Genomic DNA, 15,239 nt, shown 5'->3' with positions numbered 1-15,239 from the left:
CTAACGCTTGCGCCTATTTTTACTTTGGTTTCTACTTCAAATTTACCATAAAAAGGTCGGATGCGAGACCGTCGGCTAAAAAACGCCCCTTTTTAGTGGTCAGTAGCGTATCATCTTTAATATGCAATAATTCATCTTTCAGGTGCTTCTCTGCCTGCATTAAAGCATATTCATGGTATTTCTCACCAAAATCAGATTCAATTTTTGAAAGCGATACTCCCCAAATGGTACGCAAACCGGTCATCACATATTCATTGTAAGTATCGGTAACAGATAAGGTCTCTGTTTCCATAGGAAGTTCTCCTTTTTCTATCGACTTCAAATATTTGGGATTATTATTGATGTTCCACCCTCTACGCACACCATCATACGAGTGTGCAGACGGACCAATACCTAGGTACTTTTTCTGTTGCCAGTAAGCTGTATTGTTTCTTGAGAAATAACCTTGGCTTTCCAAAGTTAGATATCTCATAACTTTCAAAACCAGCAGCCTCCAAAGTTTCGGAAAGAATATGAAAATGTGCCTGTGCTACCTCATCGTCTACGTTTTTTACCAAGCCTTTTTTTATAAAACTTGCTAGTGCCGTATGCGGCTCAACGGTTAGGGCATAACTAGAAATATGAGGAATCCTAAAAGAAAGCACTTTATCTATATTTTCTTTCCATCGCTCGTTTGTCATGTCCGGCACGCCGTAAATCAAATCGATGGAAATATTATCAAAATAGGCGGTTGCTTCCCTTATACAGTTTTCCGCTTCAATAGCGTTATGTGCACGATTCATAAGTTTTAAATCTTCTTCAAAGAAAGATTGAATACCTATACTTAAACGATTAACGGGACTTTTAGAAAGGGCAATTATTTTCTCCGTTGATAAATCATCCGGGTTCGCCTCCAAGGTAATTTCAGGATTTTCAGAAACGTCATAATTCTCATAAACCGAATCAATAATAGACTGTATTTCCTCAGTTTCCAGCATACTGGGCGTTCCTCCTCCAAAATATATAGTTTCTACCACCTCATCCTTAAACTCGTCTTTACGTAATAAGAGTTCCTTCTGCAAAGCAGCAACCATTGCCTCTTTCTTCCCCATTGAAGTAGAGAAATGAAAATCGCAATAATGACATGCCTGTTTACAAAAAGGGATGTGAATGTAGATTCCGCTCATGTTTCAGTGTTCAGTGTTCAGTGTTCAGTGTTCAGTGTTCAGTGTTCAGTGTTCAGTGTTCAGTGTTCAGTGTTCTATTTTGCTCCAAAATTGGCTGGGTTTCGCATCATATATTGAATTAATTTCCCAACTTCATCACTTTGCGCTACACACTCACTAAAAGTTTTCTCATCTATATATTTACATGCTAAAGAAAATTCTAGCCATGTTTGTGTTTCCGAATTTTCCGCATCACTATCAGTTAACTTACTAATAAAATGTTTAGGATAAAGTCGCTTACGATAAGCTTCTGCAATATTGGCACTAACACTTCGTGAAGACCTTCTAATCTGATCGGTCAAAGAATATGTCTCGGTTTTAGGAAATGTTTTCGATATCTCAAAAATCCGCATTGCTAAAGCAAAGGACTTTTTATAAGCCAATAAATCTTGAAACCTCATATAATTCTATTCTAAAAACCAATTACTGCCTACTGAATACTGCTCACTAACCACAAAACCAGCATCCTACTTCTTCACTCTTGAACTATTCTGTTTTACAAAAGCATCCCAACCAGAATACCCTTTACCAACATCTACCCTTCCCTGGTTGTAGAAATGACAAACGGCAGCAGCAAGACCATCTGTACTATCTAAATTTTTAGGTAGTGTTTTTAGTCCCAGTACACTTTGTAGCATTTTGGCCACTTGTTCTTTACTGGCATTACCATTACCAGTTACGGCCATTTTTATTTTCTTTGGCAAATATTCCGTTATGGGAATTTCACGCGAGAGTCCTGCTGCCATGGCCACACCTTGGGCACGACCTAGTTTAAGCATAGATTGTACGTTTTTGCCAAAGAATGGGGCCTCAATAGCTATTTCATCAGGATGATACGTATCAATAAGTTCTATGGTGCGTTCAAAAATGAGCTTTAGTTTTACGTAATGGTCGCTGTATTTTTTGAGCATCAGTTCGTTCATTTGAACGAACTCCATTTTTTTACCTACCACTTTTATGACACCGAAGCCCATAATAGTAGTACCTGGATCAATACCGAGTATAATTTTTTCCGTTGCCAAATAATTTGTTTTATTGAAGTACTATAGGGATTCTAAATTTTGCCCTAACGGGAATGCCTCTTTTTAATGCGGGTTCAATTTTGGGTAAACCGTTTAGGCAATTTTCAATCTGCTTGTCAAAACCAAGAAGTTGAGTTTCTGTTATATCTCCTTTATCAATATTTAAAAGAGAGATTGCTCCTGAAGCCTCCATTAAAAAGTCGACAAAAATAGTGTCTTTCACTGCTTCTTGCACCACAAAATCCGATTCTTCGAGTGTTTTTGAAAAGTGTTTCAATAGCGTTGCCATAAAGCATTGTTTCTGCTCTTGCTTAGAGGCAGTTTCATCGCAATCGGCAAAAAGAGGATATTGATCAACATCTTCCCAATCAATACTTAGTATTTCTTTGTTGACCAATTCTTGAGTTTTCTCTTCCCTTGAAGCCGACCAATTGCATGCCGTAAGCAGGAACAAAAAACATAAAATTGTGAGGTTTCGCATTGCCCTTAATTGTAGGCTGAAATTACAATTTTTTGTGGAGGTTTCTGCTATATATCCTTATTAGCAAAAGGAAAACACCTCAAAAGAGCTGTTTTTTATCAAAAAAAGCGAATTTGAAAACGGAGATGAATTATTTTACATCGTAATGAATTTCCTCTTTTAATTCGGAAATCCGCTTGCTTACAATTTTTGCCATGTAGTCATTTTTCTTACCGAAACGCTCGTTAAATTTTTTGTAGTACGTTAATTTAATTTTGGGGTCTTTGTAATACTGATCGGCCACTGTACAGACATTATGATAAACCAGTGCATCCTCAGGGTCTTCTTGGTGAGCTAGTTTATAGTATTTTAAAGCCGTTTTAATATCTTCTTTATCTCTGGCGATTCCTGCTAAAGCAACATACTCTTTTAACAGAAATGGCTTTTGAATTACAATAGATTCTTTAATATAATATTGGGCACTATCTATTTTTCTGTCCTTCCAAAACACCTGTCCTAAATTAAAATAGGCATCGGCATTTTCATCATTCAATTCCAGAACTTTTCTATAGTTTGTTTTTGCCTTATCAAACTCCCAATCTTTAAAGTAACAATAGCCCAATTTCTCGTAGATATACTCTTTGTGCTCGCCCAATTCTATTAGCTTTTCAAAATAAGGAGACGCTTTAACGTACTCATCGTTGTTATAATAGGCCAGTGCTTTTAAGTTTATCAGTGCTACATCATTTTCATAGAAGCGAAGTCCTCTGTCTATGAAAGTTAGTGCCGAATCCTTTTCTCTCTGGGCAACATAGTACTTTCCCAATTGAAACAAACTTCTTAAATGAGTACTATCTATTATTACAGCAGTTTTATAGGGCACCAAACTATGCTCACTCTCCTTTTTCTCACGAAAAGTCTCACCCAAATAAAAATGATATTCAGCATTGTCATTTGTAACATTGGTAAGATCTACAAAAAGTTTTTCTGCACTTTTAAGGTCTTTGGTTTTTAGATAGAGCTTCCCCAATTCAAACCTTGCTATTTGAAGCAATGCATCCTGAGACAACACATTTTCATACTGTGCTATGGCTTTTTCATAATTACCAATAGCGTTATAGGCCCTTGCAATTTGCAAAGCAGAAGTAATAGAACCATCCCCAGCATACTGGTTTACGGCTTTCGTATAATTACCTGTAGCATATAGACTATCCGCTAATGCTGAAGTCGTAGCTTGACCTTCTGCCGTAATACAAAAAGTAAGCAAAGAAATATAAATTAGGGTTTTCAAATCTTATCTAAGTTTAAAGGTAATAGGTATAGAATAAGGTACGTTTACCTCTTTTCCATTATTTTTACCCGGGGTCATTTTAGGTAATTTAGAAATAATGCGTTCTGCTTCTTTCTCCAAAGATTCATCAGGCCCTCTGGTTGAGATATGGGTAACATTACCATCTGTATCCATTAAAAAAATAACGTTCACCCTGCCTTGAATGCCTCTTTCCTGAGCGTCTTGAGGAAACCTGAAATTTTCAGATATATGTTGATACATACTTTTTTTAAAGCAATCTAGCTTATCATCTGCATCTTCACAACCCGGAAAGACAGGCGGGTTTTCAACATTTCTAAATGCCACGGAATTTCCATAAGCCATTTGTGCCTCAGCAGACAATTTGGCTATTTGCTCCTGTTGCATCTGCACATAGTCCGTGTCTGCTGCAAATGGATTGAAGCCTGCTTGTTCTAATCTAAAAGATATAGGAATTGAAAATGGGACCTTCACGGTTTTACCCTCGTAAGTACCCGGTGTCATACGTGGCAATTTTTCAATAATACGAACCGCTTCATTTTCTAATAATTCATGAGGACCCCTTTTGCGAATATTAGTAATTGAACCATCTTCATCAATGGTAAACATAATACTCACCCTACCTTGAATACCCTGTCTCTGAGCCTCATCCGGATATTTAAAATACTTTCCAATATGTTCCTGCATATTTTGCTGAAAACAAGCTTTTAAATCATTTTCATTTTCACAACCCGGAGAAATTGGTGCTTTATCAATATATTTAAACGGCACTAAATTATCTTCTTTGTAGGCTTTCTTCCAATCGTAAGGTTCTCCTGCAGAAGGCATAAAGTTCTTTAATGATTTTGACCGACCATTTGTATTGGTTATGGTCATTTTAGCCTGAATTGGTTCATTGTCAATTCCCGAAACAAAAACTTTTTCAGTAGTACTTTCAAATTTTATCGAGTTTTCTAAGTCTTCTACCTTTAGAGTCCATGCCTCTTCTGAATTTGTTAAAGCCTTTAGTCTTGTATATACTTTGGCTTCCTCTTCTTCAGATAGATTTTCAACGCTACTAACTGTTATGACATCTTCATTTGTAACCTCAGCTACTTTATTGTTATTCTCACATGAAGTATAAAATAACATGCCTAGCAGTAAGGGCAACAATGTCAAATACTTTAATTTGAAAACCGATTTTGATTGTGATTTTTGTAGCATGACGATTCGTTTTTTGATTAATGATGATTTGAAAAAGTGATTGATGAATGATATATTTTGAGTTTGGAATACTTGGGAAAGCAACAATTGATATTGTTCATTTTTATCCCGTTTAGCCACTTTTGCATCGGCGATGAACTCGTGCAATTCTGAAATTCTACTTTGATAGACGTAAACTAATGGATTAAACCAACCTATAATACGCATGAGCTCAAAGAAGAGCAGATCCCAAGAGTGGCCTTGCTTTATATGAACCAATTCATGAGCTATAATATTGGTATAATCCGTTTTTGAAACCTTATCCCCTATAAAAATAGACTTGAAAAAAGAAAAAGCCATATTACTATTAGGTACCAATATTTGGGTGAATTCCTTAAAGCTAATCTTGTCACCTTTTGCCCTTAATAGATATAGTTGGCGCAGCTTGTACACCAACAGCAATGTAGAAACCAATGCTCCTAATACAAATAAGACCATTTGCCATGATATATTTAATCCTGCATTCTCTTGAGCACCTACAACAATAGCAGTGTTTACACCCCACAGAGACTCTCCATATTCAACATAAGGCTGATCCACCGTAGTTTTGAACGCTTCAATCTTTACCAAAGGCAACACCAGTGATACAATGAATGTGCTTAAAAGATAAAAGCGATTCCATTGAAAAAAGGTTTCTCGTTTTAAGAAAAAATCATAAATAACAAGAAAAACAAGTTGAAAAGCGATGCACTCCAGGATGTACTGTATCATCTAAATCTGTTTTAATTATTCTTTTAATTTACTCTTCGGGCTCGGCAGGTTTTTTAATATCCTTTAAAATAGATTCTAATTCAGTAAGGCTCATGTCGTTCTTCTTCATAAAGAAAGAGACCATGCTTTTAAAAGATCCTTGAAAATATCCGTCTACCAGCTTATTAATGCTCTGATTGCTGTAATCAGATTTCTTAACAAGCGGAAAATAGAGATACCCTTTACCCTCCTTCTCATGATTTACAAAACCCTTGCTTTCTAAAATTCTAACGATTGTTGAAACCGTGTTGTAAGCTGGTTTTGGCTCTGGCAACTGTTCTATTATTGTTGCCACATTACATTTCTCTAGTAGCCATAATTGCTGCATTACTTCTTCCTCTGCCTTTGTCAACTGCTTCATTTAACTAAGTATTTAGTTCATTCTCAAAACAAATATAACTAAAACATTAGTTTAAACTAATATTTTAGTTCAAAAAAAAATAAAAACAGCTTGTTTCTTCATCAATGTTACTAATATCCTAACAATCAGATTACAATATTAAAACAACCAGATGGCAGACCAGAAAGATGTAACAAAATGTACTTATCTTCGTCAAACAGGAAATTGACTAAATGGATATTGTATTACTTATTTTGGGTTTCATTTTTATGCTCGTCGGAATTTTAGGCAGCTTCTTGCCCATACTCCCCGGACCACCTATTAGCTGGGTTGGTCTTTTATTATTACACCTCACAAAGGCAGTACCACCAGACAGTTGGTTTTTAGGAATTACTGCCGCTTTGGCTCTTGTTGTTTTTGGATTAGATTATGTAATACCTGCTATGGGAACAAAGAAATTTGGTGGAACAAAATATGGAGTTATCGGCACCACTCTAGGACTGTTGGTTGCCCTATTCTTTCCTATTTTAGGCCCCTTTGGTATTATAGTTTGGCCTTTTGTTGGTGCATTGGTAGGGGAATTATTGAATAAAGCCGATGGACAAACAGCTACTAAAGCCGCTTTCGGATCGTTTCTGGGCTTCTTGACCGGTACTTTTATGAAATTCTTGATTGCCATAATCTACTTAGGCCTTTTTATTTCTAAGGCTTGGAATTATCGACTTGAATTGTTTCCGTTTTTAAGCTAGTACATATAAAATAGAACAAAAAAAACCTTGCTCTTGGAGCAAGGTTTTTTTTGTTTTTAAGTAGTAAGCTGAATAAATTCTCATCAATTTCTAGTCCATCCAAACTACTTTATCTTCTATTGGCGTTCTTACGCCTTCAGGAATTTCTTCATCAGAATACCCCATGTAAAAAAAGCCTAAACAGGCTTCACCATCGTTCATTTCAAAAAAATCATTCATGTGTTTTACCAATCCCGGTGAGCTCCAATAAGAACCAATACCCATTTCAGTACAGCATAACCACATATTCTGAACAGCCATAGCTGTAGCGGCCACTTCTTCCCATTCAGGAATACTTTGCGCTGGATCTCTTTGCATACAAATGGCAATAATAGCCCCTGCACGTTTTGGATTTTCAATCAGTTTTTTGGCTTTGAACTCCTTTGGATTCGGTTCATTTTCTAAGTACTTTAAAGAAAGAAACAATCCTAATTTCTCTTGAGACTCCCCTTGTAAAACTCTAAACCTCCATGGTTCGGTTTTCTTATGCGTAGGTGCCCAATTAGCAGCTTCTAATATTTTTTCAATATCTGCTTTAGCTATAGGCTTATCATTATACTGGGCCGGAAAAACAGATCGTCTATTTTTTATAAGGTCAAAAATCACTTATTCTATTTTGTTTAATTTCTAATTCAGTTTCAAGTACAAATAAATTACTCTAACCAGCTTTTATAATACTTACCATCATCAATATCCATTGCCTGTTGGGTTAATTTCAACGGCTTAAAGGTATCAATCATTACAGCTAGTTCTTCAGTTTTAGTTTTACCTATGCTAGCTTCGTATGTTCCTGTAGTGCGGACCATGAGGAATACCAGCAGGATGTAAAGAAATACTCCCTTCATCAACACCTTTTCGACTCATAAAATCTCCATCTACGTAATAAAGTACCTCATCAGAATCTATGTTAGAATGATTGTAAGGTGCAGGAATAGCCTGCGGATGGTAGTCATACAATCTAGGACAGAACGAACACACCACAAAGGCACTAGTTTCAAACGTCTGGTGCACTGGTGGCGGTTGATGAACACGCCCCGTTATGGGTTCAAAATTATGAATAGAAAAGCCATAGGGAAAATTATATCCATCCCAACCTACAATATCAAAAGGATGCGTGGCATAAGTCATATGGTGCAGTTGTCCTTGCTTCTTTACTTTGATTAAAAACTCGCCTTTTTCATCATGAGTCTGTAGATTTTGTGGCAATTTAAAATCTCGCTCACAAAAAGGTGAATGCTCCAAATGTTGACCAAAATAGTTACGGTATCTTTTTGGCGTATATATAGGATGATAGCTTTCGGTAATCAATAAACGATTGTCTTCTGTATCAAATTCAATCTGATATATGATTCCTCTGGGAATTACCAAATAATCGCCATATTCAAAAGGAATTTCACCTAAAATGGTCTTTAACGTACCAGAACCTTTGTGAACAAACAAAAGCTCATCTGCATCTGTATTTTTATAAAAATAATCTGTTAGGGATTTCCTTGGAGCAGCGAGCCCTACATGCACATCATTATTGAAAAGCATGGTTTTACGACTTTCCAAATAATCATCTTCAGGCTTTACTTGAAAACCTTGAAGTAACCTAGATTTTATATTGTATTCCACAGCGGCCCTAGGCGCAACATCTAACGTCTTACCCACTTCTTTTACTTGCGTAGGCCTATGTAAATGATAGAGCAAAGAAGACATTCCATCAAAACCAATAGTACCGAACAATTGTTCATAATGTAAGGTGCCATCTTCCTTTTTGAAAGTGGTATGTCTCTTTTGTGGAAATTTTCCCAGCTTGTGATATAAAGGCATGTAATTTTCTTTAAAAATCTTGTTTAAAATTACGGTTTTTTTATCGATATCGCATATTTCACCCTTTTTATAAACGGATGAAATCATCCCAAGAACGCAAATTTCTTAAAATGAAAAAAACGTTATAGTAACGCATTTGATCGATGAAAAGAAATCTATTTGATGTAAGTTTGCATCGTAGTTAAGTTTATGAAAATGAGCTACATAAAACTGGACATTAGTAAAACCCATGACCAGTTCTAAAATAGTATTGAAAGTAAAAATTAATACCTTGTATCATGAATAGAACACATCATCAGGTAAAAGCAGAGAAAGCTAAAAAGGCGTGGATGTCAATCCAAGACCGAAGAACGCCGGAACATGACAAACCAAATGTGGTTGATCGTCAACTTCAAAAAGTCTAGTTCAGAATTTAATTTAAGTTGATGTAATTACGTTACGACAAATCGTAACTAAACCTACAATTATATCTTTCCCTATATCATGTGCCATTCTTGGTTTTTACAGCCGTGTAGAAACCATTGGGCATAAAAAAAGCCTTCCAACATGGAAAGCCTTTCATTGGCCCAAACCTATACAGGTTTTGGGTTACAACACAACAGGACAAATATACTAAAGGATTTTAAATAATTGCTATCTCTACGGCTAAACTATGCCTTTGGATTAAACCTTCTTAAAATAAGGCGAGCGGCTTTATCATAATTGATATAATTGTATGCCCAGTTAAAAAATACAATGACCTTATTTCTAAACCCTACCAGCGCCATTAAGTGAACGAACATCCAGATAAACCAAGCAAAGAAACCTCCAAATTGTAATTTTTTAATATCCGCAACAGCTTTGTTTCTTCCTATGGTAGCCATGGTTCCCTTATCTACATAAGTAAAAGGTTTCATTTCTTTACCCTCCAATAACTTTTCTAAATTTTTGGCCAATAACTCTCCTTGCTGAATTGCCGGTTGCGCAACCTGCGGGTGTCCTTTGGGGAAATCTTCAGTTTCCATATAAGAAATATCCCCAATGGCAAAAACCGAGTCATAACCTTCTACCTGACTAAAACGGTTTACTTTATAACGGTTTAAACGTTCTACCAAAATATGGGGTGCAAAACCCTCTATGGCCGCACCGGTAACTCCTGCAGTCCAAATAAAATTTTTAGTGCGTATGGTGGTTCCATCTTTTAAGGTTACCTGTTCCCCATCATAATTACTGGCAATGGCGTTAAGATGAACGCGTACCCCTAATTCTTCCAAAAATCCCATGGCTTTCTTAGTTGCATGCTCACTCATTGGCGGCAATACTTTTGGACCACCCTCATACAAGTTGATTTCCATTTCATCTATATTCAGATGTCGGTAATCTTCAGGAAAAACGTTATTCTTTAATTCTGCAAATGCCCCAGCAAGCTCTACACCTGTTGGTCCCGCTCCAATAATACAGAAATTAAGTAACGCCTTACGCTCTTCTGGATCCTGGCAGTCGTCTGCTTTTTCAAAATTTTGTAACATTAAACTTCTAATGTCTAGTGCTTGCGGCACACTTTTCATAGACATGGCATGTTGCGCAATCTCTTTATTCCCAAAAAAGTTAGTTTTTGTACCCGTGGCCAAAACCAAATAATCATATTCCATATTTCCCGTGTCCGTTATAATTACCTTCTGTTCCGGTTCAATACGCTCAACATTGGCTAGCCTAAAATAGAAATTCTCCAAATGCCTTAACACCTTACGTATAGGGTATGCAATGGAGTCCGGTTCTAAGCCGCTAGTAGAAACCTGATAAAGGAGTAGTTGAAAGGTATGGTAGTTATGCTTGTCCAGTAATACGACTTGTAAATCTATTTTACTAAGCTTTTTGGCTAATGATATTCCGGCAAAACCGCCACCAATAATTACTATTCTTTTCTGACCTGTATTAGGAAGGTTCATGACTTAATTTTCCACAAAATTAAGAAGATATAGCGCAGTATATTTTTTATAATTAGAAATATCACGAATAATATTGCCCCAATAGAAAAAACTAGAAAAGTACCTTCTCTTGCTTAAAAGAAACAGTATTACTCAGATGCAGAAAGACTCTGCTCTTTTTACTTTGTGAAGAACCGCTCATACCCAATTCAGGGATAACCAATAAAGGAATTTGTGTATGAAAAGCTATTCGTTTCACTACAGACTCACGAGTCAGATTTTCCATATAACTATGTTGGTAATGTAACATGGCTAATAAATGAATATCTAATTCATTACTAAAAATTTCTAAAGTTTTAGAAATGGAATTCAGTTCCGAAACCGTATGAACGTAATGTTCTACACCTTTTAAATATTTGCGTAGCATACTTAAATTAAACTTCTGAAGCTCCGTTAATGCAGTGATTTTCTGCTGCACATGTACTATTCTTATAACCGCATTAAAGGTCTTGGCCATATCTAATAATGGTTTGAGTTCAGATTGCGTATAAAATCTATTAAAATCTGTGGCAAAAGCTACTTCGTCTGGTGTCTTAAATTTAAAATTTTGGGGAACGGCAAGTACAGGGCACTTCTTTACCGTTTTTATAATACGCACTGTATTGCTACCCATGAAAACCTCATCTATTGCCGAAGCTCCCTTTGTTCCCGTGATAACCAGATCTATTGCATACTCCTCTATTACTGCTTTTACCTCATCTACGAGCATAGAAAAGGACGATACAGCAGTAAATTTATGTTGTGGGTTGTTGAATTCCGTGTGCATTCGTGAAATGAGATTGGCAAGACCTGCTTCGGATTGGGTTCGCGCAGCATCCTCCATCATATCGCCGCTCACGTTTGTAGCCATAAAACGGCTATGTGCAATGTGGGGCGTATAAGTATTCAATACGTAAAAAGTACAGGTTTCGTTCTTAAAAAGTTCTACAGCATAGCTTGCAGCGTTCCATGCATTCTCAGAAAAGTCGGTAGGTAACAGTATATTTTTCATCTACTTTTTTATTGAAATCTTCAATGTAAAAGTAGAACCAACACTATGTTTAAACTATGATAAATATCAGTTTTTTGAAAAGAGGAAAGTCAAAAACCTTCTATCAAATCTAAAAGCTTACGCTCATCGGCAATACCAATTTTCTTTCCAGAAGTTTTGATTAATCCTTTTTTCTTGAACTCAGAAATAATCCTAATACAAGATTCGGTAGCCGTACCTACTACGTTGGAGTAATCTTCTCTAGATAAAGTAAGCGTTAAGAAACCATCCGTATCCTCACCATAATTCTTTTTAAGGTATAAAAAAGCTTCAGCCATTCTTTGTTTCACCGTCTTTTGGGACATGTTCACAATAACGTCATCTGCCTCTCTAAGGTCATGCGCCATATGACGTAAAACTTCAACAGCAAAATTAGGATTCGTATCTAGAGTATTAGAGATAATTTCTTTTGGTATAAAACAAACCTCCATATCACTTACAGCAATTGCACTTAGGTTAGTAGATTCTTCGGCAATTACAGCACGTTGGCCCATAACCTCTCCTTTACTGGCTAATCTTACAATTTGATTCTTGCCGTTTTCACTAAGTTTAGACAGCTTTGAGACACCTTCCCTAACACAAAAAACACCATCCAGCTTTTCACCTTCTTTAAAGATAGCTTCGCCTTTTTTAAGTGTTTTAGAAATTTTGGAATCGGAGACTTTCTTCAATTCTTCCTTACTCATAGCTCGTAAAGAATTGAATTGCCTTATAATGCAATTTTCACATCTGCTGCTCATATCCTATTTTTTATACCTAACCCTACAAAGGTACCGTTCACAAACTATAATAAACCTGACAATTGTCATATATTTAAACACTAATATCCAGCATCTTTGTGCAAGGTATAGCAAATGATTAAATGGACTCTAACAATTGTTTTCATTGCGGTGACGACTGTGGTAAAAAAGCCATAGTTCTGGATGACAAAAAATTTTGTTGTAATGGTTGTAAAACCGTTTATGAGATTTTTTCCGGTAATGACCTTGATTACTACTACGACATTCAGTCTGCTGCCGGCGCAACTCCAAAAACTCTTGATGGAAGGTACGATTTTTTAGATTCAACGCCAATTGCCGAAAAATTAATAGAATTCAATGACGGGGACTTACAGATTATAAACCTTTACATACCCCATATTCATTGTAGTTCTTGCATATGGGTACTGGAAAATCTGAACAAGTTAAACCCATCTATAAAGAGTGGTCAGGTAGATTTTCCAAAGAAAACAGTACGTATTACATACAACAGTGCAACCATTTCATTAAAAGAAGTGGTTTTGCTACTAGCAAGAATAGGCTATGAGCCTTATATATCCCTAGATGATTTTGATAATAAAAAGAAAAGTGCAGACCGTAGCCTAATTTACAAACTTGGGGTAGCTGGTTTTGCTTTTGGCAATGTCATGTTCCTATCGTTTCCAGATTATTTTGACCTCTCTACTAGCGATGCATCGGGTGGTGAATTCTGGCTCAACAAATATGAACCTGTCTTTCATTGGCTAATGTTCCTGTTTTCATTGCCTGTAATTTTTTATGCCGGCAGAGATTATTTCATATCCGCCTATAAAGGACTTCGCAGTAAAATATTAAATATTGATGTGCCAATTGCCCTGTGGATTTTGGTGCTATTTGTACGTAGTACACTAGAAATTACTTTTGATTGGGGAAGTGGCTTTTTCGACTCCTTAACAGGATTGGTGTTCTTTTTGCTCTTAGGGAAGTTCTTTCAGCAAAAAACCTATTCCTTTCTTTCGTTTGAACGAGATTACAAATCATATTTCCCGATTGCCATAACTAGAATATCAAAAGAAGGGAAGGAAGAAACCACCCAAGTACACGATATAAAAAGAGGAGACCGCTTACTCATTAGAAATGAAGAATTGATTCCGGTTGATGGTATTCTTATAAACGGACAAGCACGTATTGATTATAGTTTTGTTACAGGCGAATCCGAACCAGTAAAAAAAGAATCCGGAGAGAAAGTCTTTGCCGGTGGAAAACAACTACAGGGCGCCATTGAAATGGAAGCCTTAAAATCGGTTTCACAGAGTTACCTTACCCAATTATGGGGAAACAGTATTTTTCAAGAAGACAAAGCCAGTAAGTTCCAAACCCTGACCGATAGTATTGGCCGGAGATTCACGATTGCCGTGCTCAGTATTGCTTTCTTATCGGCCGCTTTTTGGCTTTATTATGACCCTAGCAAAGTCATGAACGTATTTACGGCAGTATTAATAATTGCCTGTCCCTGTGCCATTGCTTTAGCATCTCCCTTTACTTTAGGTAACATGTTACGCATTTTTGGCCGAAAGAAGTTTTATTTAAAAGACACGCGCACCATAGAACAGCTTGCGCAAATAGACACCGCTATTTTTGACAAAACAGGTACGATTACCACATCAAAAAAGAGTACTGCCACCTATGAAGGTATGCCCCTTACGGAAGCCGAAGCTTCTTTGCTAAAAAATACGCTACGTGGTTCTAACCACCCATTAAGTAGAACGCTTTACAGTCTTTTGTCCGAACAAAATATTATTACGCTAGACGAATACGAAGAACATATTGGCAAAGGTATAGAGGGGTCAAAAGATGACGAACATATAAAAGCCGGTTCAGCATCTTTTGTAGGTAATGATCAAGTCTCAGATGCACTTAACACATCGGTACATATTAGCAGTAACGACTCCTATAAGGGTAAGTATATTTTTCATAATGAATACCGAGATGGCGTTTCCGAAGTATTTAAGGATATGTCCAAAAATTTTGATGTAGCCATTTTATCGGGAGATAACGAAGGAGAGAAGTCTCGCTTAGAAAAATTGTTACCCAAACTAACTCCGTTGTACTTCAATCAAAAACCACAGCATAAACTGGAGTTTATAAAGGCTTTACAAGAACAAGGCAAGAAGGTACTTATGGTGGGTGATGGTCTTAACGATGCCGGAGCTTTGGCGCAGGCAGAAGTGGGCATTGCCATATCTGAGAACATTAATGTATTTTCACCCGCTAGCGATGGTATAATGGATGCCTCTAAGTTTCAACAGCTGAATAACTATATCTTGGCCTCTAAAAAGGCGATGAAGATTATAAAACTGAGTTTTCTTTTATCCTTAACCTATAACGTCATAGGCCTCTATTTTGCGGTTACCGGACAACTTGAACCTGTTATTGCTGCTATCTTAATGCCCTTGAGTTCTATAAGCGTAGTTGCCTTTGCTACCATCTCTACCAACTTCTTAGGAAGAAATATTGACTGAGTCTGTAAGACACTACGCTCAATACCAAAAGTTAACAGTTAAAAAACGGATTCAG

General features: G+C 36.6%; 13 protein-coding genes and 2 pseudogenes. 3 read left to right on the top strand and 12 right to left on the bottom strand.

Annotated features, from left to right (window positions below; all coding sequences use genetic code 11):
* Nucleotides 1-31: 31 nt before the first annotated feature.
* The 7 genes and pseudogenes from hemW to Q5W13_RS11390 all read right to left on the bottom strand — a co-directional run bounded on the left by hemW (nucleotide 32) and on the right by Q5W13_RS11390 (nucleotide 6,349).
* A pseudogene (gene hemW, locus Q5W13_RS11420) lies at nucleotides 32-1,166 on the bottom strand (radical SAM family heme chaperone HemW).
* Nucleotides 1,167-1,240: 74 nt separating this feature from the next.
* Nucleotides 1,241-1,606 (bottom strand): four helix bundle protein, encoded by a 366-nt coding sequence (locus Q5W13_RS11415; protein ID WP_155594871.1) that lies wholly within the window; start codon nucleotides 1,604-1,606, stop codon nucleotides 1,241-1,243.
* A 66-nt stretch (nucleotides 1,607-1,672) separates the two neighbouring features.
* Nucleotides 1,673-2,227 carry a crossover junction endodeoxyribonuclease RuvC gene (ruvC, locus tag Q5W13_RS11410; RefSeq protein WP_155594872.1) on the bottom strand — a complete coding sequence of 185 codons (555 nt, stop codon included), beginning with the start codon at nucleotides 2,225-2,227 and terminating at the stop codon, nucleotides 1,673-1,675.
* 10 nt (nucleotides 2,228-2,237) lie between these two features.
* A complete protein-coding gene (locus tag Q5W13_RS11405) occupies nucleotides 2,238-2,681 on the bottom strand; it encodes a hypothetical protein (RefSeq protein WP_304446384.1) in 444 nt (147 codons plus the stop codon).
* Between the two features lie 157 nt (nucleotides 2,682-2,838).
* On the bottom strand, nucleotides 2,839-3,978 hold the full coding sequence (locus Q5W13_RS11400; RefSeq protein ID WP_304446383.1) for a tetratricopeptide repeat protein: 1,140 nt from the start codon (nucleotides 3,976-3,978) through the stop codon (nucleotides 2,839-2,841).
* A 3-nt stretch (nucleotides 3,979-3,981) separates the two neighbouring features.
* Entirely contained in the window at nucleotides 3,982-5,949 is a 1,968-nt protein-coding gene (locus Q5W13_RS11395; RefSeq protein WP_304446382.1) for a M56 family metallopeptidase, read from the bottom strand.
* A 28-nt stretch (nucleotides 5,950-5,977) separates the two neighbouring features.
* On the bottom strand, nucleotides 5,978-6,349 hold the full coding sequence (locus Q5W13_RS11390; RefSeq protein ID WP_304446381.1) for a BlaI/MecI/CopY family transcriptional regulator: 372 nt from the start codon (nucleotides 6,347-6,349) through the stop codon (nucleotides 5,978-5,980).
* A gap of 212 nt (nucleotides 6,350-6,561) precedes the next feature.
* On the opposite strand from Q5W13_RS11390, the gene Q5W13_RS11385 reads away from it, so the two are divergent.
* Nucleotides 6,562-7,077, top strand: a complete 516-nt coding sequence (locus Q5W13_RS11385) for a DUF456 domain-containing protein (RefSeq protein WP_304446380.1) — start codon at nucleotides 6,562-6,564, stop codon at nucleotides 7,075-7,077.
* Between the two features lie 90 nt (nucleotides 7,078-7,167).
* Here Q5W13_RS11385 and Q5W13_RS11380 read toward each other — a convergent pair whose 3' ends face one another.
* Nucleotides 7,168-7,722, bottom strand: coding sequence for a nitroreductase family protein (locus Q5W13_RS11380; RefSeq protein ID WP_162524433.1), 555 nt, complete (start codon nucleotides 7,720-7,722; stop codon nucleotides 7,168-7,170).
* Nucleotides 7,723-7,769: 47 nt separating this feature from the next.
* Nucleotides 7,770-8,928 (bottom strand): annotated as a pseudogene (locus tag Q5W13_RS11375) (homogentisate 1,2-dioxygenase).
* A gap of 278 nt (nucleotides 8,929-9,206) precedes the next feature.
* On the opposite strand from Q5W13_RS11375, the gene Q5W13_RS11370 reads away from it, so the two are divergent.
* Nucleotides 9,207-9,332, top strand: coding sequence for a hypothetical protein (locus Q5W13_RS11370; RefSeq protein ID WP_262886074.1), 126 nt, complete (start codon nucleotides 9,207-9,209; stop codon nucleotides 9,330-9,332).
* A gap of 246 nt (nucleotides 9,333-9,578) precedes the next feature.
* Here the strand turns inward: Q5W13_RS11370 and Q5W13_RS11365 are convergent, their stop codons facing one another.
* The 3 genes from Q5W13_RS11365 to Q5W13_RS11355 form a co-directional block, all read right to left on the bottom strand.
* The gene (locus tag Q5W13_RS11365) at nucleotides 9,579-10,856 is read right to left on the bottom strand and encodes an NAD(P)/FAD-dependent oxidoreductase (RefSeq protein ID WP_304446379.1); all 1,278 of its coding nucleotides are present in this window, start codon (nucleotides 10,854-10,856) and stop codon (nucleotides 9,579-9,581) included.
* Nucleotides 10,857-10,947: 91 nt separating this feature from the next.
* Nucleotides 10,948-11,886 (bottom strand): universal stress protein, encoded by a 939-nt coding sequence (locus Q5W13_RS11360; RefSeq protein WP_304446378.1) that lies wholly within the window; start codon nucleotides 11,884-11,886, stop codon nucleotides 10,948-10,950.
* Nucleotides 11,887-11,975: 89 nt separating this feature from the next.
* Entirely contained in the window at nucleotides 11,976-12,665 is a 690-nt protein-coding gene (locus Q5W13_RS11355) for a Crp/Fnr family transcriptional regulator (RefSeq protein WP_194552166.1), read from the bottom strand.
* Nucleotides 12,666-12,787: 122 nt separating this feature from the next.
* Here Q5W13_RS11355 and Q5W13_RS11350 point away from each other — a divergent pair, with 122 nt between their 5' ends.
* Nucleotides 12,788-15,184 (top strand): heavy metal translocating P-type ATPase, encoded by a 2,397-nt coding sequence (locus Q5W13_RS11350; protein ID WP_304446377.1) that lies wholly within the window; start codon nucleotides 12,788-12,790, stop codon nucleotides 15,182-15,184.
* The last annotated feature ends 55 nt before the right edge of the window (nucleotides 15,185-15,239 follow it).

This window comes from Zobellia laminariae (assembly GCF_030553095.1).
Taxonomy (GTDB): Bacteria; Bacteroidota; Bacteroidia; order Flavobacteriales; family Flavobacteriaceae; genus Zobellia; species Zobellia laminariae.
Note: the sequence above shows the minus strand (reverse complement) of the source record. Positions and strands in the feature narration are given on the sequence as shown.

Bases quoted from the DNA above. Each gene is read 5' to 3' on its own strand.
- Q5W13_RS11370 (WP_262886074.1), top strand. From the start codon at position 9,207: ATGAATAGAACACATCATCAGGTAAAAGCAGAGAAAGCTAAAAAGGCG.
- Q5W13_RS11395 (WP_304446382.1), bottom strand. From the start codon at position 5,949: ATGATACAGTACATCCTGGAGTGCATCGCTTTTCAACTTGTTTTTCTT.
- Q5W13_RS11415 (WP_155594871.1), bottom strand. From the start codon at position 1,606: ATGAGGTTTCAAGATTTATTGGCTTATAAAAAGTCCTTTGCTTTAGCA.
- Q5W13_RS11385 (WP_304446380.1), top strand. From the start codon at position 6,562: ATGGATATTGTATTACTTATTTTGGGTTTCATTTTTATGCTCGTCGGA.
- Q5W13_RS11390 (WP_304446381.1), bottom strand. From the start codon at position 6,349: ATGAAGCAGTTGACAAAGGCAGAGGAAGAAGTAATGCAGCAATTATGG.
- Q5W13_RS11350 (WP_304446377.1), top strand. From the start codon at position 12,788: ATGGACTCTAACAATTGTTTTCATTGCGGTGACGACTGTGGTAAAAAA.
- Q5W13_RS11365 (WP_304446379.1), bottom strand. From the start codon at position 10,856: ATGAACCTTCCTAATACAGGTCAGAAAAGAATAGTAATTATTGGTGGC.
- Q5W13_RS11360 (WP_304446378.1), bottom strand. From the start codon at position 11,886: ATGAAAAATATACTGTTACCTACCGACTTTTCTGAGAATGCATGGAAC.
- Q5W13_RS11355 (WP_194552166.1), bottom strand. From the start codon at position 12,665: ATGAGCAGCAGATGTGAAAATTGCATTATAAGGCAATTCAATTCTTTA.